At 69.0% G+C, this 18,878-nt stretch carries 16 protein-coding genes; 6 read left to right on the top strand and 10 right to left on the bottom strand.

Annotation, left to right across the window (positions count from 1 at the left end):
• Positions 1–13 precede the first annotated feature (13 nt).
• From ACFOWZ_RS00770 to ACFOWZ_RS00755, 4 genes are all read right to left on the bottom strand, one after another.
• Entirely contained in the window at positions 14–6,682 is a 6,669-nt protein-coding gene (locus ACFOWZ_RS00770; RefSeq protein WP_382367473.1) for a LamG domain-containing protein, read from the bottom strand.
• A gap of 292 nt (positions 6,683–6,974) precedes the next feature.
• Positions 6,975–7,574: a hypothetical protein gene (locus ACFOWZ_RS00765; RefSeq protein ID WP_382367137.1), complete on the bottom strand. Its 600-nt coding sequence runs from the start codon at positions 7,572–7,574 to the stop codon at positions 6,975–6,977.
• A 38-nt stretch (positions 7,575–7,612) separates the two neighbouring features.
• Complete coding sequence (locus ACFOWZ_RS00760; RefSeq protein ID WP_382367135.1) at positions 7,613–8,434, bottom strand: hypothetical protein; 822 nt, start codon at positions 8,432–8,434, stop codon at positions 7,613–7,615.
• Between the two features lie 80 nt (positions 8,435–8,514).
• Positions 8,515–9,711 carry an acyl-CoA dehydrogenase family protein gene (locus ACFOWZ_RS00755; RefSeq protein WP_382367133.1) on the bottom strand — a complete coding sequence of 399 codons (1,197 nt, stop codon included), beginning with the start codon at positions 9,709–9,711 and terminating at the stop codon, positions 8,515–8,517.
• Positions 9,712–9,912: 201 nt separating this feature from the next.
• Here ACFOWZ_RS00755 and ACFOWZ_RS00750 point away from each other — a divergent pair, with 201 nt between their 5' ends.
• The gene (locus ACFOWZ_RS00750; RefSeq protein ID WP_382367131.1) at positions 9,913–10,305 is read left to right on the top strand and encodes a DUF4190 domain-containing protein; all 393 of its coding nucleotides are present in this window, start codon (positions 9,913–9,915) and stop codon (positions 10,303–10,305) included.
• 6 nt (positions 10,306–10,311) lie between these two features.
• Here ACFOWZ_RS00750 and ACFOWZ_RS00745 read toward each other — a convergent pair whose 3' ends face one another.
• Entirely contained in the window at positions 10,312–10,488 is a 177-nt protein-coding gene (locus tag ACFOWZ_RS00745; RefSeq protein WP_156094379.1) for a hypothetical protein, read from the bottom strand.
• A 145-nt stretch (positions 10,489–10,633) separates the two neighbouring features.
• Positions 10,634–11,593 carry an HpcH/HpaI aldolase/citrate lyase family protein gene (locus ACFOWZ_RS00740; RefSeq protein ID WP_363778906.1) on the bottom strand — a complete coding sequence of 320 codons (960 nt, stop codon included), beginning with the start codon at positions 11,591–11,593 and terminating at the stop codon, positions 10,634–10,636.
• Positions 11,594–11,703: 110 nt separating this feature from the next.
• Between ACFOWZ_RS00740 and ACFOWZ_RS00735 the strand changes: the two genes are divergently transcribed.
• From ACFOWZ_RS00735 to ACFOWZ_RS00720, 4 genes are read left to right on the top strand one after another with little or no spacing between them, the layout of a single operon-like run.
• The gene (locus tag ACFOWZ_RS00735; protein WP_382367128.1) at positions 11,704–12,042 is read left to right on the top strand and encodes a hypothetical protein; all 339 of its coding nucleotides are present in this window, start codon (positions 11,704–11,706) and stop codon (positions 12,040–12,042) included.
• Positions 12,039–12,878 carry an aminoglycoside phosphotransferase family protein gene (locus ACFOWZ_RS00730; RefSeq protein ID WP_382367126.1) on the top strand — a complete coding sequence of 280 codons (840 nt, stop codon included), beginning with the start codon at positions 12,039–12,041 and terminating at the stop codon, positions 12,876–12,878. Before ACFOWZ_RS00735 ends, ACFOWZ_RS00730 begins: the two co-directional genes overlap by 4 nt.
• A 15-nt stretch (positions 12,879–12,893) precedes the next feature.
• Positions 12,894–14,147, top strand: a complete 1,254-nt coding sequence (locus tag ACFOWZ_RS00725) for a magnesium transporter MgtE N-terminal domain-containing protein (RefSeq protein ID WP_382367124.1) — start codon at positions 12,894–12,896, stop codon at positions 14,145–14,147.
• Positions 14,140–14,625: a DUF1003 domain-containing protein gene (locus tag ACFOWZ_RS00720; RefSeq protein WP_382367122.1), complete on the top strand. Its 486-nt coding sequence runs from the start codon at positions 14,140–14,142 to the stop codon at positions 14,623–14,625. Before ACFOWZ_RS00725 ends, ACFOWZ_RS00720 begins: the two co-directional genes overlap by 8 nt.
• Positions 14,626–14,631: 6 nt before the next feature.
• Here ACFOWZ_RS00720 and ACFOWZ_RS00715 read toward each other — a convergent pair whose 3' ends face one another.
• Complete coding sequence (locus ACFOWZ_RS00715) at positions 14,632–15,030, bottom strand: NUDIX hydrolase (RefSeq protein ID WP_382367120.1); 399 nt, start codon at positions 15,028–15,030, stop codon at positions 14,632–14,634.
• Positions 15,027–15,494, bottom strand: a complete 468-nt coding sequence (locus tag ACFOWZ_RS00710) for a MarR family winged helix-turn-helix transcriptional regulator (protein ID WP_089909775.1) — start codon at positions 15,492–15,494, stop codon at positions 15,027–15,029. The genes ACFOWZ_RS00715 and ACFOWZ_RS00710 overlap by 4 nt, the downstream gene beginning before the upstream one ends.
• 103 nt (positions 15,495–15,597) lie before the next feature.
• Between ACFOWZ_RS00710 and ACFOWZ_RS00705 the strand changes: the two genes are divergently transcribed.
• The gene (locus ACFOWZ_RS00705) at positions 15,598–16,743 is read left to right on the top strand and encodes an Mrp/NBP35 family ATP-binding protein (RefSeq protein ID WP_382367118.1); all 1,146 of its coding nucleotides are present in this window, start codon (positions 15,598–15,600) and stop codon (positions 16,741–16,743) included.
• 64 nt (positions 16,744–16,807) lie between these two features.
• On the opposite strand, the gene tatB is transcribed toward ACFOWZ_RS00705, so the two are convergent.
• Together tatB and ACFOWZ_RS00695 are read right to left on the bottom strand one after the other, a co-directional pair.
• The gene (tatB, locus tag ACFOWZ_RS00700) at positions 16,808–17,182 is read right to left on the bottom strand and encodes a Sec-independent protein translocase protein TatB (protein ID WP_030472996.1); all 375 of its coding nucleotides are present in this window, start codon (positions 17,180–17,182) and stop codon (positions 16,808–16,810) included.
• 123 nt (positions 17,183–17,305) lie between these two features.
• Entirely contained in the window at positions 17,306–18,826 is a 1,521-nt protein-coding gene (locus ACFOWZ_RS00695) for a S1C family serine protease (RefSeq protein WP_382367116.1), read from the bottom strand.
• Positions 18,827–18,878 lie beyond the last annotated feature (52 nt).

The following is an 18,878-nucleotide window of genomic DNA, read 5'->3' as shown; positions in this document are numbered from 1 at the left end:
CTTCTCCCCCGGTTCAGAAGGTCGGAGCGATGGTCGGTGCGGACACGAGGACGTGACCCAGGCGCTGCTGGAACTCGTGGGTGCCACAGCCCGCCACCGAGTCGAAGCGGTTGACGTTGGGGACGCCGAGCTCCCTGCACCGGTCCAAGGGCTTGGACGGCAGCCCTTCCGGCGGTGAGGTGTACACGCGGCCACCACCGGAGATGCGGGTCTTGCCGTCGCAGTTCGCGTCGAGCGACGTGTACACGTCCGAGCCGTCCTGGCAGATGTTCAGCGACGCCGTCTGGCCGGGGATGTCGATCAGCAGCACGGTGCCGAGCGGACCCTCGCGGTAGTAGCCCGGCGCGGTGTTGTGCGGCGAGCTCCAGTGGTCGGTCGGCCACTGGTTGTTGAAGTGACGGCTGAGGATCGTGTACGCGCGGACCCAGCCCAGCTGCTTCTGGAAGATCGACCCCTCGCAGTTCTGCGCGGTCGAGTCGAACCTCTGGACGCCGTTGGAGCACCGGTAGAGCCCGATCACCGCGACGTTGGCCGGCTTGACCGCGTAAATCGCACCGATCTCGCTCAGCAGCGTCGCTCCCTCGCAGTCGGCCTGGGTCGAGCTGAAGTGGTCCTCGCCCTGCTTGCACGAGTAGAGGCGGGCGGTGTTCGGGTCCGTCGCCGGCACCGTCATGCCGCGCGGCGTCTCGAAGCGGTAGCCGGGCAGCGCGGGCACGTCGGTGAGACCGGTGTAGTGCTCGCCCTTGTCGTTGAGGAACCGGCCCAGCTGGCCCGTCGCAGGCAACGGCCGTGTGGCGTTGGCGAGGATCCGCGCCTCAGGAGCGACGCCCTGCTGCACGCGCACCTCGTCGATCAGGCCGGAGAAGCGGTCGGAGTCGGCACCGGAGGCCTTCGCCCGGCCGAGCACGAACCTGCCTTCGGCGTTCCACATCACGAACTTCTCGGTGCCCGCGAGCTTCCCGTCGACGTACAGGCGCAGCTGTCCGGCCGCGTGGTCGTAGACACCGGCCAGGTGCGTCCAGCGGCCCGGCACGGCCTGATCGGCCGAGAGCGCCTTCACCATCGGTGCCGCGTCCGCGTCCTGCGTGTGCGAACCGAACGACCACCGCTTCGACTCCGCGCGGTACTGCAGGGCGTAGCCGCTCACGCGGTTGCCGTCCTGGCTGAACACGGTGTAGGTCCGCGCGTCGTCAGCGAGGCGAGCCCACGCCTGCACGGTGAAGCTGTCGCGGGTGTTGGCACCGAACGCCTTGGCGGGGGCCGAGGCGTTCCCGTCGAACTTGACGGCCTGGCCGAAAACACCTGGAACGTAGGAAGTTCCCTCCGTCGGAGTCAGGTGGTTCGCCCGCCACGAGCCGTCGTTCGCGGTGCCGGCGTTGAAGTCGTAGAGCCCGAACTCCGACGGCGGGTGATCGCCGTAGACCTTGGCGACCTCACCAGAGGTCAACGCGCCGCTGAAGGCACGGACGTCCTCGATGCCGCGGTACCACCAGCTGCCCTTCACGCCGTCCCACTTGCTGCGGCCGATCGTGAACGGACCGGTGGCGTTCCACCCGACCACGCCGACCTGCACGGCGGACAGCACGCCGTTGACGTACAGGCGGAGCTGGTTCAGGTCGGGGTTCGGATTGGTCTCGTAGACCACCGTGAGGTGGGTCCAGCGGGTGATCTGCGCCGGCTCCGACGAGACGAGCACGGTCGCGGAGCCGCCGTTCTCGTCGTGTTTCGGCGCGACGACCGCCCACCTGCCGGAATCACCGTTGTAGGACAGGACGAACGCGCTGTCGTACACGCCGTCCTGCGCCACGATCGACCTGTTCCCGGTGATGCCGTTCTCCGCGTACGCCCAGGCCGACACGCTGTAGTTGCGCGAGGTGTCGATGATCGGACCGGTGGTCTCACCGGCCTGGTTCGACCCGTTCAGCCACACACCACCGTGCGCAGGGCCGGAGATCCACCCGCTGCCGGGGCTGAGGGTGACCGTGTTGCCGCGGCCGCTGGTGTCGGCGCCGGTGAGACCGGTGGCCTCGCGGAACTTCCACTGGCCGGCGTTCGCGACCGGCAACGTCGCCGCGGGCTGGTCCTTCTCCGGGTACGACCGGAAAAGGCTGAACACGCCCTCGTTGTCCAGGGCACCGGTGTAGAAGCGGACGTCGTCGATCGACCCCGTCCAGCGCTCGGCAGGGGCACTGCGGAGCTTGGCGCGGCCGATCTGCAGGCCACCGCTCGCCGGCCAGGTCGAGTTGACCACGCCGTCGCCCACGCGGTTGCCCTGCACGTACAGCAGCACCTGCTTCGCGGCGCGGTCGTACACGCCGACGAGGTGCACCCACTCGGTGAAGTCGTCGACCTCCGCCGACACCGCGGCCACGGTCACCCTGGTCGCGTCGGTGTCGTCCTCGGTCATCTCGAACACCCAGTTGCCCAGGTGGTCGCGGTCCTTGAGGAACCCGAGGCGGAACTTGCTGTTGTGCTCGCCGTCCTGGCTCACCGCGACCCGTTTGCAGTTCGTGGCGCAGCCCTCCGGCATCCGGACCCACGCCGACACGGTGAAGTTCTGGTCGGTGCGCACGACGGCTCCGGTCGAAACCTCGGAGTTGGTGCCGTTGAACGTCGCGGCGTTGCCGAGCTTGCCCACGCCGAACGCGGCGTTGGTCAGCGTGCCCGCCTTGCCACCGACCGAGTCCGCGGCGTTCGTGCCGGAACTCTCGTCGAACTGCCACTTGTGCACGAGGTTCAGGTCACGGCCCGCCTTGGCGACGATCTCGCCCCCGAACAGCACGCGGTTGTGGACCTCGACGTCGTCGATCGCGCCGGGGAAGTGGTCGACGTCGGCCCCGTTCCACTGCGCGCGGCCGATGCGGAACTGGCCGTCCGGCCGGTCCCACGCGTTCGCGTGCGCGGTGGACGCGGCCTCGACCCCGTTGACGTACAACGTCATCCGGCCACGAGCCGCGTCGTAGGTGCCCACCAGGTGGGTCCACGTGCCGAGCTGCACCACCGATCCGATCGCCCGCGCCGAGGTGCCGCCGCCGTTCGTCTGGTCCTTGCCGAACATCGCGAACGCCCAGTGCCCGTCCGAGGTCGTCTGCAGCTGGAACGCGCTGACCGTGTTGCCGTCCTGGGAGAGCACCGCCGAGTAGCGGTCGGTGACGACCTTGTCGAGCCGTGCCCACGTGCTGACGGAGAAGCTGCGCGACGCGTCGACCGCGTGCCCCGTGCGCAGCGACGCGCCGAGGACACCGGTCAGGCGGACGGCGAGGTCCTTCGGGTCGGAGTTCTCGTTCTGCCCGCTCACCCACTCGACCGGGTCGCCGAGGGTCAGCGTGCCGTTGTTGCCGGACGAGTCCGCCTTGTCGCCGTCGAGCCGCCACTGGCGGACCGGGGCGGCGTCCAGCGCCACGATGTCGGCGACCTCGTCCGCCGCCAGCGTCCTGCTGTACACCCGGACGTCGTCGAGGTCACCGCGCAGTGCGGCGCCCTGCTGGTCGTTGCCCATCACGAACGCGCCGGCGGAGTCCCAGAACGGCTTGGTGGCGGCGGTGCTCACCGCGGCTCCCCCGCCGTTCACGTACAGGGTCGCCTTCTTGGTGCCGGAGTCGAAGACCGCGGTCAGGTGCGTCGGCGTGTCCTTGACGGCGGTGCCGGCACCGGTCTGCGCAATCACGTTCCAGTCGGTGCTGCCGTTGCCCTCGGTCATGCCGAACTGCCAGCGCCCGTCACGTTGCTGCAGCACGAATCCGCTCGAGTCCGGGCCGTCCTGGGACAGCACGGTCATCGGGCCGTCCGTGTCCGCGAGCGTGACGTGCGCCGAGACCGTGAAGCTCTTGTCGGTGCGCACCACCGGGCCGGTCGTGCGGACCTGCCCCGAACCGTCGAAGCGCACCGCGTGGTCGAGCGGCTGCGTGCGCTGCTCGAAGAAGGAGACACCGCCGGACAGCATCGCGGACTCGCCGTTGGCCGCGGAGTTGCGCGCGACGGTGGCCAGGTCCTCCTCGAACCGCCAGTGGCCCGCCTGGACGTTGTCGCGCCGGACCTCACCGCGCACCTCGGCCTCGGTCAGCGCGCGGTCGTACATGCGCACGTCGTCGATCGCGCCGAGCCAGTTGTTGCCGAAGCCGTTCTGCGCCTTGCCCTGGCCGATGCGCAGCTCGCCCGCCGCGTTCCACGGCGAGGTGGCGAGGGCGGTGCCTTGCGGGATTCCGTTGACGTACAGACGAACCTGCTTCGTCTCCGCGTCGAACACACCGGTGAGGTGCGTCCAGGCACCCAGCGTCGGTTCCTCCAGCGACTTCACGAACGCCCAGTTGGACGGGCTGGCGGAGTCCTGTTGCGGCATCACGAAGATCCAGCGCCGGCTGTCTGCCTGGTACTGCAGGCAGAAAGCGCACACCGAGTTGCCGTCCTGGCTCACCGCGGTGCGCCACCAGTTGTCGAGACTGCCGTCGAGCCGGACCCACGCCGACACGCTGAAGCTCGAGTCCGTGCGCACCGCATTCGGTGCGGTCGCGTGACCACCCATGCCGTCGAGCGCCAGCGCGGAGCCCGAGGCACCCGTCGTGTAGCTCGTCGTGCCGTGCGTGGTGCCGTGGCGGTCGCCGAGGTACGCGCTGTCGTTGACGTTGCCGTCCAACGCGTACTGCGAGATCGCGCCGCTGCCCGCGCGGACGTAGATGTGGTGCACGCGCTTCGGGCCGGGGTTGCCCGCCTTGTCCCTGGACCGGACGAACAGGTCGCGCGGTCCGTCACCGGGCGGCGTCAGCGTGACGGTGGCCTTGCCGCCGAGGCCGTTCGCGACGACCGAGTTGATCATGGAGTCGTCCCAGCCGTAGTCGAACCTGTCGACATCGGCGTCCTTCGCGGTGAACGTGAACGCGCCGGGCACGGTGGTGCCGCCGTGCCAGCGGTTGTCGTCGGGGTAGGCGAGGCTGCTGATGTCAGGCTGGTTCACCGGGGCGGTCCGGTCGATCCGGAACTGCTTCGGCCCGATGACGTACCCGCCCTTCTTGTCACCGTCGCTGGCCGCCACGAACCACGTGATCAGGCGGTCGTCCGCGACGCCGGAGAGCGGCACGTCCTTCGCCGCCGTCGTCCCGGAACCGTGCGGGCCGGACGTGAACACGCGCTTGTTCTGCTTCGCCGGGTCACCGGGGACGACGTCGTCGTAGACGTCCCAGATGCCGTTGACCTGGTCACCGTCCGGATCGGACAGCTTCGCCCGCAGCTGGATGGTGGAGTCGCCGACCCAGGGCATGCCGCCGCAGTTGGCGCACGCCTGGAGGTTGAGGTCGGTCGACGGCTCCTCCGGCGTGTTCGGCGTGCCGTTGTAGTAGATGACCAGCTTCGTCTTGCCGGGATCGAACTTCCGCCAGTAGTCCTGGTTGCCCTCGTCGGCCGCGCGGATCGAGAACGTCGAGTTGCCGGTCTTGTCGATCTGGGCCGGGAAGTTGGGGCTGGTGAAGGAGAGCGCCTTGTGCCCGGAACAGTTGCTGTACACCGACGGCACCGAGATCTCGCTGATCACACCCCAGTCGGCTGGCTGGTTGTTCCAGTTCGTGTTCCAGTCGACGTCCCACCGGGACTGGTACAGGCGGTGGTTGTGCTCCACGTTGCACGTGGGCGAGTGCACGACCTCGACGTCGAGCCGGGCGGAGGAGATGTCCTTGCTGCCGAGGAAGCTGGTGTTGTACTGGAAGTACGTCCTGGTCTTCAGGTTCCACCCGTAGGCACGGCCGGACCGCGCGGTGGGGCTGACGCCGATCCACCAGTACTCCGGCTTCTCGGCCTCGGTGTCGTAGCCGTTCCAGTGCTTGCCCTCGCGCATCGCGTGGGTGCCGTCGTCGTAGACGGTCGTCCAGCCGTCGTTCACCCCGACGTGCGGTGCCGGGTCGATGTAGACGGGGTAGACGGTCGCGCCGTCGGCGAGCATGCCCTGGTGCGGCACCAGCGTGAGGGCGTCGGCCGTGATCTCCACCCCGACCGGCTGCTTGTCGGTGCGCGGCGCGTCCGGGTTCTCCTGCTTCTTCGAGTCCCACATCAGCGAGGAGGGCACCTCGAACACCTTGGCGCCCGCGGCGTCGACCATCGTGAACGCGCCGTTCTCGCCGGGCTTCAGCTCCAGCCCGTCGGTCTTCACGCCGAGCCGGACGCGTTCGACGTGCCGGGCCGCCTCACGGTTCTTCACGATGATCAGCTGCTGGTACCCGTCGTTCCTCGCGGTCATCCGCAGGTCGACGCCGGGCAGGACCTCGGTGTAGGTCGCGTTCGGACCGTCGAGCGCCGGCGCGGGCAGGTTGCCCGGCCACGTGAGCGCGAACGACTTGCCGTCCCTGCGCAACCGCACGAGCGGCTCTTCGGTGCCGCCACGGGAGAAGGTGAGGCCGGTCTCGGTGGCCTTGGGCGTGATGCCGTCGCTTCCGGGCTCGAGCGCGGTCTCGATCGGCAACCACTTGCCGTCGCGCTGAAGCCGTTGTGGAACAGCGGAGAGAAGGGCCTTGAGCTGTCCGTTCGGCTGAGCGAACACCTCACGCGTCGAAGTCCGCATGCTGATCGCCTCGACCTCGGTGCCCTGAGCTCGGGCGGCGACCAGCGCGCTGCCGGTGTCGGGGGCCTCGGTGATCGGAACTGCCACGGGCGGCGCTTGCGGCGCGCTCGCGGTGACGACCACGGCGGTGGCCGCCATGGTCACGGCGAGAAGTGCCGCTACAACGTTTCTGGGCGCGCGCAGGCATGACTGCCTCGCCGCAGGGCGGCGGTTGAACACGTGGGTCCCCCGTGGTCACGCGCATGTCCCCCGACAACACGCGGACTAAACATCGACCCGCGAATAGTCACAAACGGTGCGGGGGTTACCTATAGTCCAACTGGGTGATACCCGTCACGTGTGAGCGAAGTGTGGTTTCGGGCATTTCGGATAAAAGCCGCTCAATCAGCATTGATTGGGCCGAAATGATCGAACACGTGTTCGAGACTGATCAGGCTCGGAACGCCAGCTCGAACCGGTGTGCGAAAGCCCGGTACGACCGTGCGTAGACGTCGGCGCTGTCCGCCACCCGTTCCCGCTCCTTCGCCAACACCTCACGAGCGGCGCCGACGTTCCCGCCCAGCACGTGGATGATCGCGAGCTTGCGCGCCCGTTCGAAGTCGAGCAACGACTCCGGCTTCGCGACGAGCTCGCGAGCCAGCGCGTCCCACTTCGCGTGCTTGTCGACGTACGGCAGGCCGTGCTCGAGGAACGCGCCGACCAGTGACGAAGCGACCGCCGCGTGGTCGCCGCCCGCCTCGAACGTCCACTGCCAGACGGGCTTGTCCCCCATCAGCGAGCCGAGTGGCGCCGAGACCAGGGGCGTCCCCGCGATCCCCACGCCCAGGGCTCGGCAGACCTCGTCGTAGCGGCGGAAGCACACGCCCACCAGCGGGGTGAGCTCAAGAGACCCGGACACGCCGAAGCCGAGCCAGCCGGAGACGCCGTCGCCGCGGTTCTGCAGCCAGACGTGGCCGCGGCGGACGAAGCCCGTCGGGCGCAGTGCGGTGTCCACGGCCACGAGCACGTCGGTTTTCGGGGAAGGCCTCACGGACGACAGCGTCCCACCGATGACCGCACTCGGCAGGGTCAGTGCAGCACCGGCCGGAGGAACTCGGTCAGCTTCTCCACCGCGTCCTGCGGCACCTCGTCGAGGTGTTCGGTCAGCTGCAGAAGTATGCGGCCACCACCCAGGTGCTCAACGGAAAAGCACGGTGCGGAAGCGCAGACCTCTTGCACGCCACCCAAAGCGGCGACCTGACGCGGGCCGAGCAACGTCGCCCAGTGCGGGCCGCGGGCCAACTCCGCTGCCATGAAAAGGGATTCGTCGAGCCCCACGCCCACCGCCACCTCGTGCGCGGTCCGCACGCCGACCCTGTCCAGCGTGATCCAGCCACCGGACGCCCGCACCAGCGAAGCTCCCGACCGGAACGCCGACAGCCAGTCCTGTTGCACCACACGGGAAATCCAGCCACCGAACAGGGAACGCGAGGCGGTGACCACGATCTGGTGCGGGAACGACGGGTCGTCCTTCAGCAGGATCTCCGCGCACCAGCCGCCGTCGACCAGCGGCAGGCCCTGGAAGTCGAGCTGGACGAGCTGCACCCGCAGGAACGACGGCAGGTCCGACAGGGCCTCGTCCCACGACGATCGGGTGAAGTCACCCGAAGAGAGCAGCAGCCGCGCGTAACCCGGCGGGCCCCAAGGAGTTGTCTCCGATGGAACGTAGTCGCGGGCCACTGACACGAGCTCCCGCACGGACGCGGGACAGAGAGGTGCCAGCAGGTCGTCGAAGAGGGCCGCGAACCACTTGGCCAGCGCGGGACGGTCGACACCGGAGAACGTGTCCAGCTCCATGCGGACGACGTGCGGCGGCGACACAGGTCCCGGCAGCGTCAGATCTGTGCTCAAAGTGAGCGAACCCTATGGCTCCCAGGCAAAAACCGTTAGGGGCCAGTCTCGTGAAAGATTGACCCCTAACGGACGAACCACTAGCCGCGCGACTGGTACTCGCGGAGCAGGCCGCGGGAGATGATCGTCTTCTGGATCTCCGACGTGCCCTCGCCGATCAGCAGGAACGGCGCCTCGCGCATCAGGCGCTCGATCTCGTACTCCTTGGAGTAGCCGTAGCCGCCGTGGATGCGGAACGCCTCCTGCGTCACCTCGGCGCAGTACTCCGACGCGATGAGCTTGGCCATGCCGGCCTCGACGTCGTTGCGCTGGCCCGAGTCCTTCAGGCGGGCCGCGTTGACCATCATCAGGTGCGCCGCCTCGACCTTGGTGGCCATCTCGGCGAGCTTGAAGGCGATGGCCTGGTGCTCGGCGATGGCCTTGCCGAACGTCTTGCGCTGCTGCGAGTACTCGATCGCGAGCTCGAACGCGCGGATCGCGATGCCGCACGCGCGGGCGGCCACGTTCACGCGGCCCACCTCGACGCCGTCCATCATGTGGCGGAAGCCCTGGCCGGACACCCCGCCGAGGATCTGGTCGGCTGCGATCTCGAAGCCGTCGAACACCATCTCGGTGGTGTCGACGCCCTTGTAGCCCATCTTGTCGATCTTGCCGGGGATCGTGAGGCCCGGCAGGACCTCCCCGTAGCCCTCGGGCTTCTCGACCAGGAACGTCGTGAGGTTCTGGTGGGGCTTGTCGGCGCCCTCGTCCGTCTTCACCAGCACGGCGGTGAGGTTCGACGTGCCGCCGTTCGTCAGCCACATCTTCTGGCCGTTGATCGTGTAGCCGGAGTCGCCCTTCACGGCACGAGTGCGGATCGCCGCGACGTCGGAGCCGAGCTCGGGCTCGGACATGGAGAACGAGCCGCGCACCTCGCCCGCGGCCATCCGCGGCAGGTACTTCTCCTTCTGCTCGGGCGTGCCGTGCTGCTTGAGCATGTGCGCCACGATGAAGTGGGTGTTGATGACACCGGAGACGCTCATCCAGCCGCGCGCGATCTGCTCGACGACGAGCGCGTAGGTCAGCAGCGACTCGCCGAGGCCGCCGTACTCCTCCGGGATCGTCAGGCCGAACAGGCCCATCTCCTTCATGCCCTCGACGATGTCGGCGGGGTACGTGTCGCCGTGCTCCAGCGTCTGGGCGTGCGGAATGATCTCCTTGTCCACGAACGTGCGAACGGTCGCGAGGATTTCTTCCTGGATGTCCGTGAGACCCGCGGTCTGGGCGAGGCGCGCCATCGCACTTCCCTTCCAAAGCAAGAGTTACCGGCGAGTATGGACCGGTTAACGCTCGTTTGCGACCGCGGTGTGCTCTCCGCAACACGGTGATGCCCGCTGTACCGAAACAGCATCCCTGACTGGTGGAATCGCGCACCCGCACGCGACGAGGATCGCGTGCGGACCTTAAGATCCCCGCTCACCAGACCTAGGGGGACCCCGATGACCTACGACCCGTACAACCCGAAGCAGCCGGGGGACCCGTACGGCCAGCAGCAGCCCTACGGCCAGCAGCCTCACGGCCAGCCCGGCCCGTACGGCCAGCAGCCCATGTACGGCGGCTACGGCTACCCGGCCGCGCCCAAGCCGCAGACGAACGCGATCCTCGCGCTCGTGCTGTCGTGCGTGGGAATTGCCACCTGTGGCGTGACGGCCATCGCCGGCGTCATCTTCGGCCACATCGCGATGGGGCGGATCAAGCGGGGCGAGGAGGACGGCCGCGGCATGGCGCTCGCGGGCGTGATCATCGGTTACGTCGTGATCGTCGGATACCTGCTCTACCTGGCGATCATCATCATCGCGATCATCGCGGCGGCCAACCAGGGCATTCGGTAGCGAGACTCAGCTCGCGAGGACGATCTCCAGGGAGTCGCCGCAGTGGCGGCAGACGTCGGCGAACACGTGGACGTCGGCATCGCATCCCGGGCAGCTGCGGAAGCTGCGCTCGAGCAGGTCGTCCTCGCGGCGCTTGAAGAGCCGCAGCCGTCTGCTCGCCTTGCCGTTACTCGAACGTGACATGCCCCGAGCATGCACCGCACCGGGGGCCCGATCGCAAACCCCGGTGACGGATTGTGCGCCACTTCACCAGTTTTGAACGCAACCTGTAACGGTTGAACACGTTCAGTGATGGTTCAGGTGAAATAGCGCACAATCCGTAACGGGATCAGTCCTCCGGCGGAGTCCAGACGTTCGACCGCGACATGCCCGCGGCACGCCCCTTGCCGGAGATCACCAACGCCATCTTGCGCGACGCCTCGTCGATCATCTCGTCGCCGAGCATCACCGCGCCGCGCTTACCGCCCGCCTCGGACGTGTAGTACTCGTACGCGTCGAGGATGTTCTCGGCGTGGTCGTAGTCGTCCTGCTTCGGGCTGAAGACCTCGTTGGCCGCGTCGATCTGGCCGGGGTGCAGCACCCACTTGCCGTCGAAGCCCAGCGCCGCGGAACGACCGGCGACGCGCTTGTAGCCGTCGACGTCGCGGATCTGCAGGTAGGGGCCGTCGATGGCCTGCTTGTCGTGGGCCCGCGCGGCCATCAGGATCCGCATCAGGATGTAGTGGTAGGCGTCGCCGACGTCGTAGCCGGGCGGCTGCTCGCCCACGACCAGCGACTTCATGTTGATGGACGCCATGAAGTCCGCGGGGCCGAAGATGATCGTCTCGACGCGCGGGGACGCGGTGGCGATCGCGTTGACGTTGTTCAGGCCCAAGGCGTTCTCGATCTGCGCCTCGATGCCGATCTTGCCGACCTCGTAGCCCATCGTCTTCTCGATCTGCGTGATCAGGAAGTCGAGCGCGACGATCTGCTCGGGCGTCTGGACCTTCGGCAGCATGATGCAGTCGAGGTTCGCTCCCGCGCCCTCGACGACCTCGGTGACGTCGCGGTAGGTCCACTCCGTCGTCCAGTCGTTGACGCGCACGACGCGGGCCTTGTTGCCCCAGCCGCCCTCGTTCAACGAGGCGACGATGGTCTTGCGGGCGTCGGGCTTGGCCAGCGGGGCGCAGGCGTCCTCGAGGTCCAGGAACACCTGGTCCGCCGGCAGCGTGCGCGCCTTGTCGATCATCTTCTGGCTCGAGCCGGGGACCGCCAGACACGAGCGACGGGGACGCTGCTGGTCGACCACTGGGGTACCTCCTCGTACCGGCCGGTAACTATGTGCGCCACAGTGGCACGCATCATCTCCGGGCGCATATTCGCTGAGTCCGGTCTCACAAAGCCTGGCAGGCTGAACCGGTGGAGATCACTCGAGTTCTGGACGCGGCGCTGCGCAAGGCGGCGGCCGTGTGGATCACCTCGCCCGGCCACGAACCCCGTCTCGTGCACGCGCACTGGCGTGACGACGCGCTCTGGGTCATCACCGGCGGCACCGAGCAGCAGGTGCCTGGCCTGACCGATCAGGCACAGGTCACGGTGACCGTCCGCTCCCCCAGCACGCACTCGCACCTCATCGACGCGACCGCCACCGCGCACCTGACCGAGCCCGACGAGGAGACGGCTCAGGCGCTCAGGACCGCGCGGCTCAACACCGAACCGGAGTGGGATGCCGTGTACCGCTTGGAGTTCAGCGCATGATCACGGTTCCCGAAGGCTTCGGAAAGGCTCTCGGTGAACGAGCCGACGAGTGGGTGGCATCACTGCCGAAGCTCGCCACCAAGGCGTGCGCGCGCTGGCGGCTGACCCCGGACGGGCCGTTGATGAACGGGATGTGCGCCATCGTGCTCCCGGTCCGCCAGGCCGACGGGCACCCGGCGGCCCTCAAGATCACCTGGGTCGGCGACGAGACCGAGAACGAACCGCTGGCCCTGCGCCTCTACAACGGCGACGGCGCAGTCCGGCTGCTCGACCACGACGAGGAGCTCGGCGCGTTGCTGCTCGAACGCCTCGACCACACGCACTCGCTGGACGACGAGCCGATCGACAAGGCGCTCGGGGTGATCTGCGGGCTGCTGCGCCGCCACCGCGACCTGACCGCGCCCGCACAGATCCGCCGGTTCCAGGGCGAGCTGCGGGACCACCCCGCGATCCCCCGCGAGCTGTTCGACGCCGCACGTGACGTTGCCGACACCAGGACCATGGGCACCACGCTGGTGAACGAGGACCTGCACTTCCAGAACGTGCTGCGCGGCGACCGCGAACCGTGGCTGATGATCGACCCGAAGCCGCTGTCCGGTGACCGCGAGTACAGCGTGATCCCGTTGCTGTGGAACAGGTTCGACGAGCTCGACGGCCACCGGGGCCTGACCGATCGCTTCCTCGCGATCTGCGACGCCGGCGAGCTCGACGTGGCGAAGGCGCGGGACTGGACGCTCTACCGGGCGGTCGCGAACTGGGTGTGGTGCCTGGAAGAGGACATGGAGGACTTTGCGGTCTTCTGCGCAGAGATCGCCCGGTGGGCGGCCAGAACCTGATCTAGCCTGGTCACTGTGGTGGCTGTGAACCGGGTTTACATCGCTCAGCTGGCCGGACTCCCCGTGTTCGGTCCCGACGGCGAACCCGTCGGCAAGGCCCGCGACGTCGTGATCAGCCTCCGGATCGACCGCCAACCGCCCCGCGTGCTGGGCCTGGTCGTCGAGCTGGCGACGCGCCGGCGGATCTTCGTGCCGATGCTGCGGCTCACCTCGATCGAGCCGAACGCCGTGACGCTCGCGACGGGATCGGTGAACCTGCGGCCGTTCCACCAGCGCGTCAACGAGGTGATGGTGATCGGCGAGCTGCTCGACGCCAAGATCGAGCTCGCCGACGGCGGCACGGCGGTCGTCGTGGACGCCGCGATGGAGCTGACCCGCACCCGCGACTGGCGCGTGGTCCGCGTCGCCGGGCGGGAGCGCACCGGCAGGTTCGGGCTCAAGGGCCCGGTGCAGGTGTGGCGGTGGGAGGACGTCGGCGGGCTCAGCGTCAACGAGATCGCGGGCCAGCCGCAGGGCGCGCAGCAGCTGGTCGCGGTGTTCGAGGGCATGCGCGCCGCCGACGTGGCGAACGCCCTGCACGAGCTGCCTCCCAAGCGCCGCTACGAGGTCGCCGACGCGCTGGACGACGAACGACTCGCGGACGTCATCGAGGAACTGTCCGAAGAGGACCAGAAGGACGTCCTGTCGCACCTGGACGAGGAACGCGCCGCCGACGTCCTGGAGGCGATGAACCCGGACGACGCGGCGGACCTGCTGGGCGAGCTGGCCGAGGGCACCAAGGACCGGCTGCTGGAGCTGATGGAACCCGAGGAGTCCGAACCGGTCCGGCGGCTGCTCGAGTACTCGTTCGACACGGCCGGCGGCCTCATGACGCCGGAACCGATCATCCTCACGCCGGACGCGACGATCGCGGAAGCGTTGGCACGGGTGCGAAACCCGGACCTCACCCCGGCGCTGGCGTCGATGGTCTTCGTGTGCCGCTCGCCGTCCGCGACCCCGACCGGCCGCTACCTCGGCTGCGTGCACATCCAACGGCTGCTGCGCGAACCACCGTTCGACCTGGTCGCCGGCGTGCTCGACACGAGCATGGCCCGGCTGTCGCCGAACGCCTCGCTGAGCGACGTGACGCGCTACTTCGCCACCTACAACCTCGTGTGCGCACCGGTCCTGGACGAGACCGAGCACCTGCTCGGCGCGGTCACCGTGGACGACGTGCTGGACCACCTGCTGCCGGACAACTGGCGCGAGACGGGACTGAGCCATGCCTGAACTGCTGCCCCGGCGCCGCCTCGACCAGCCGCGCGAGCCGCGCGGCTTCCGCCTGTCCATCGACCCGGACGCGTTCGGTCAGTTCTCCGAACGCCTCGCGCGCTTCCTCGGCACCGGCAAATTCCTGTTCTGGCAGACGCTGATCGTCGTCGCGTGGATCACGGTGAACCTCGTCGCGGTGTCGCTGCGCTGGGACCCGTACCCGTTCATCCTGCTGAACCTGGCCTTCTCGACCCAGGCCGCCTACGCCGCGCCGCTGATCCTGCTCGCGCAGAACCGGCAGGACGACCGGGACAGGGTGTCGCTGGAGGAGGACCGGGCGCGGGCGGCGCAGACGAAGGCGGACACCGAGTTCCTGGCCCGCGAGCTGGCGGCGCTGCGCCTGGCGGTCGGGGAGGTGGCGACGCGCGACTTCATCCGCGGGGAGCTGGAGAAGCTGGTGAAGGAGCAGAACAACCTGAAGAAGGTCAGGCCGTGAGCCGCCTCACGGCCTGACGCGGCCGCTCACAACGAGGTCGTCCAGCACCTCGTGGATCGCGGGCGCCGTCTCCACGTGCGCCCGGTACTCGTCACGGGTCACGTACGTCAGCTCGGCGATCTCGCTCGTGGGTGCCGGTGTCCCGAGCAGCGACGCCGTGAAACAGGTCATGTCGACCACTGCGCCCTCCCCCTCGCCGTACGCGGGGGCGACGTAGCGCTTCAGGACCTCCGGCCGTGCCAGCCCGATCCCGAGCTCCTCCCGAACCTCGCGAAGAAGCGCATGGGCAGGGGTCTCACCAGGTTCGATCTTCCCGCCGGGGAGGTAGAAGGCCTTCTTGTTGCGTGAGCGCACAACGAGGAGGCGGCCAGCCTCGACGTGCACGAGTCCCACCACCGTGATCACGGGAACACGTCGTCCGCGGCCAGGCGGTCACAGGTCCGGCCGAACGCCTCGAGCTCACCGGGGCCGAAGCTCTCCCCGAAGTGCTCGGCGACGCCGGCGAGGTGGGTGGCGGACGCACTGCGCAGGCGTTCGGCACCGAGCGGTGTGAGCACGGCCACGATGCCGCGTCCGTCACCGTCGGCGCGTTCCCGCCCGACGAGGCCTGCACGTTCCAGACGGTCCACCAGGCGGGTCACGCCAGAGCGGGACAGCAGGACGGCATCGGCCAGTTCAGTCATGCGCATGCGCATGGAAGGCGTCTCGGCCAGTTGAACCAGCACGTCGTACGCCGCGAGCGAAAGGCGCTGCTCAGCAATCAGTTCGGCCTCGAGGACCCTCGTGATCCGTGCATGCGCGCGGAGGAACGATCGCCACACCCCTAGCTCGACACGGGTGGGCAACCGGGAACTACCCGATTCCGGCACGGGCGTCGATGTTACGGACAGCTCCGGCCCGGCTACGACCTGGCCCTCCGGTCAAAAGTGACCGGCCGGTAGGACGGGCGTCAACCGGACGTAGCATGGCCGGGTGACCACCACGCAGCCCCTCCCCACCGTCGAGGACGTCCGCAAGGCGCTCTCCGGTGTGCAGGACCCCGAGATCCGGCGCCCGATCACCGAGATCGGCATGGTCAAGGACGTCGAGGTGGGTGCCGATGGCGCCGTGGTCGTGGGTGTGTTCCTGACCGTCGCGGGCTGCCCGATGCGGGACAAGATCACCAAGGACGTGACCGCGGCCGTGGAGGCGCTCGACGGCGTCTCGTCCGTGCGCGTCGACCTCGACGTCATGAGCGACGCCCAGCGCACCGAGCTCCGCAAGACGTTGCGCGGCGGCACCGAGGAGCCCGTCATCCCGTTCGCCCAGCCGGGCTCGCTGACGCGCGTGTACTGCGTCGCGTCCGGCAAGGGCGGGGTCGGCAAGTCCTCGGTCACGGTGAACCTCGCCGTGGCGATGGCGGCGCGCGGCCTGTCGGTCGGCATCGTCGACGCGGACATCTACGGCCACTCGATCCCGCGCATGCTGGGCGCCGACGGCAAACCCACCCAGGTCGAGAAGATGATCATGCCGCCGCAGTCGCACGGCGTGAAGGTCATCTCGATCGGCATGTTCACGCCGGGCAACACCCCGGTCGTGTGGCGCGGCCCGATGCTGCACCGCGCCCTCCAGCAGTTCCTCGCGGACGTCTTCTGGGGCGACCTGGACGTGCTGCTGCTCGACCTGCCCCCCGGCACCGGCGACGTGGCGATCTCCGTGGCCCAGCTGGTCCCGAACGCCGAGATCCTGGTCGTCACCACCCCGCAGCAGGCCGCCGCCGAGGTGGCCGAGCGCGCCGGGTCGATCGCGTTGCAGACCCGTCAGCGGGTCGCGGGCGTCATCGAGAACATGTCGTGGATGGAGATGCCCGACGGTTCGCGCATGGAGGTCTTCGGTTCCGGCGGCGGCCAGGCCGTCGCGGAGTCGCTGAGCAAGTCCATCGGCTCCGAGGTGCCGCTGCTCGGCCAGGTCCCGCTGGACCCGCGCCTGCGCGAGAACGGCGACACGGGCACCCCGATCGTGCAGGCGGTGCCGGACTCGCCCGCGGCTCAGGTGCTGAGCGACGTGGCGAAGAAGCTGACCGTGAAGTCGCGCGGCCTCGCGGGCCGCCTCCTGAACGTCTCCCCCGCCGGCCGCTAGCCCTGAGAACCATGAACGGCGCTTTTGTGCACCTGACGTGCACAAAAGCGCCGTTCATCGTTTGTCAGGTCGCGTCCGGGTCGTACGGCGGGCGCTCCCCCGGCGCGAGCGGCCGCTGCTCCGGCGCGGGCGGCGTCGACGGCGTCGGGTAGCCGTTGGCCTTGGTCGGCTCGGGGTCGTCGAACAGGTGCTTGGTCACCGCGCGCTTCGGGTCGAAGTTGCGCAGCTCCCGCAGGTCCTCGAGCGGCTTGCGGAGCTGCTCGAACTCCGGGCCCATCTCCTGCTTGAGCTGTTCGCGCGCGCCCGTCGCGTACTCGCGGACCTGGCGCACCGTCTTGCCGAGCCAGGCCGCGGCGGACGGCAGGCGTTCGGGCCCCAGGATGAAGAGACCCGCGACGACGATGATGAGGATCTCTACCCATCCGATGCTGTCGAACACGGGTCCCAGCCTACTGCCCGTGGCCCGGAAACTTGCCGGGCTGTTTCGCGATCAGACGGGTGGATCGAGGTGCCGCCCTGCTGAGCGTGAAACAGCCCGCCAAGAGGCCGGGCCACGGGCAGGTCAGTCGCTCTTCAGCGTCACGTCGAGTTTGAGCTCGCGGCCCTGGCGGGCCAGCGTGACCTGGACCGTCTGGCCGATCTCGTGCTCCCGGACGGCCACGACGAGCTCGGCCGCGTTGCGAACCACGCGGCTGCCGACCTTGGTGATCACGTCGCCCTCCTGGATGCCGGCGGCCGCGGCGGCTCCACCGGCGGGGACGTTCTGCACCTGAGCGCCCTCGGAGGTCTCGGCGGACACGGACTTCACGTTGACGTTCATGTCCGCGTGCTTCACCGAGCCGTTGCGGATCAGCTCCTGGCTGATCTTGCGGGCCTGGTTGCCGGAGATCGCGAAGCCGAGCCCGACCGAACCGCCAGTCTCGGTGCGGATCGAGGAGTTGATGCCGATCAGCGCACCGCGTGAGTCGACCAGCGCGCCGCCCGAGTTGCCGGGGTTGATGGCCGCGTCGGTCTGGATCGCGTCGTAGGTGACCTGGGGGCCGCCGTTCTCGCCCGCCGCCGTCACGGGGCGGTGCAGTGCGGAGACGATGCCCTCGGTGACGGTGTTGGACAGCTGCAGCGGCGAGCCGATGGCGATCACGCTGTCGCCGACCTGGAGCTCGTCGGAGTTGCCGAACTGCAGGACCGTGGGGTTGGTGACCTCGACCTTGATGACCGCGAGGTCGGTCTTGGGGTCGCGGCCGACGACGCGGGCCGCGGCGCGCGTGCCGTCGGTGAAGACGGCGCTGAGCTTGGCGGTCGAGTCCTGCGCCGCCGGGGCGACCACGTGGTCGTTGGTCAGGATGTAGCCGCCGCCCTCGATGACGACGCCGGAGCCGACGCCCGCGACGTTGGCGCCCTTGAACTCGATCGACACGACGCTGGGCGTCACGCGCTTGGCGATGTCGGAGATCGAGCCGGCCGGACGTTCCTTGCCCTGCTCGATCTCGGCCAGGGTCACGGTCGAGTCGGTCAGCGGGTTGCCCGCGCGTCCGATCAGCCAGCCGACCAGACCACCGGCGGCGCCCACGAGGAGCGCGGCGGCAAGAAGCAGCGCCAGCGCGGTCGGCTTCACGCGACGGCCGAAGATCAGCTCGGGAACGCTCAGCTGCGGACCGGGTTCGGCTTTCTTCTCAGGTTCGCCCGGCGGGTCCTCGCCCACGGCAGGCGGGCCGATCACGGCACCGGAGGCCGGGTCGCGCCACGGGTCACCCGCCGGCTTGTCGCCCCAGAACACCGGGTCGATGTCCGGATCGGGGTCGGAGACGGGCTGCGGCGGGCGTTGGAGGAGTTCACCGGAGCCCTGACGGCCGAACGCGGTCGCGAGGGACTCGGGAGGCGGCGGCGCCGACTGCACGGCGGGCACGGACACGTCACGCGTGGCGAACGCGCCTGCCACACCGTCCGGGCGGCCGAAGGCGGAGGCGTACGCGGGGTCGACCGGCGGCTGCACCAGTGGCCGTGGCCGGAGCCTGCGGTGCGCTCCGTCGTCCACTCCGGAAACGGGCGTGGGCGTCTGGCCGTTGGGCGACTGCTGGCTCATCTCTCCCCGAATTTTCCGCTAGGAGTGCTGAACTACAGCCTGCCTCACGAAC

It is taken from the genome of Lentzea rhizosphaerae (assembly GCF_042649515.1).
GTDB lineage: Bacteria > Actinomycetota > Actinomycetes > Mycobacteriales > Pseudonocardiaceae > Lentzea > Lentzea aerocolonigenes.
This window is presented reverse-complemented; position numbering and strand designations above follow the sequence as displayed.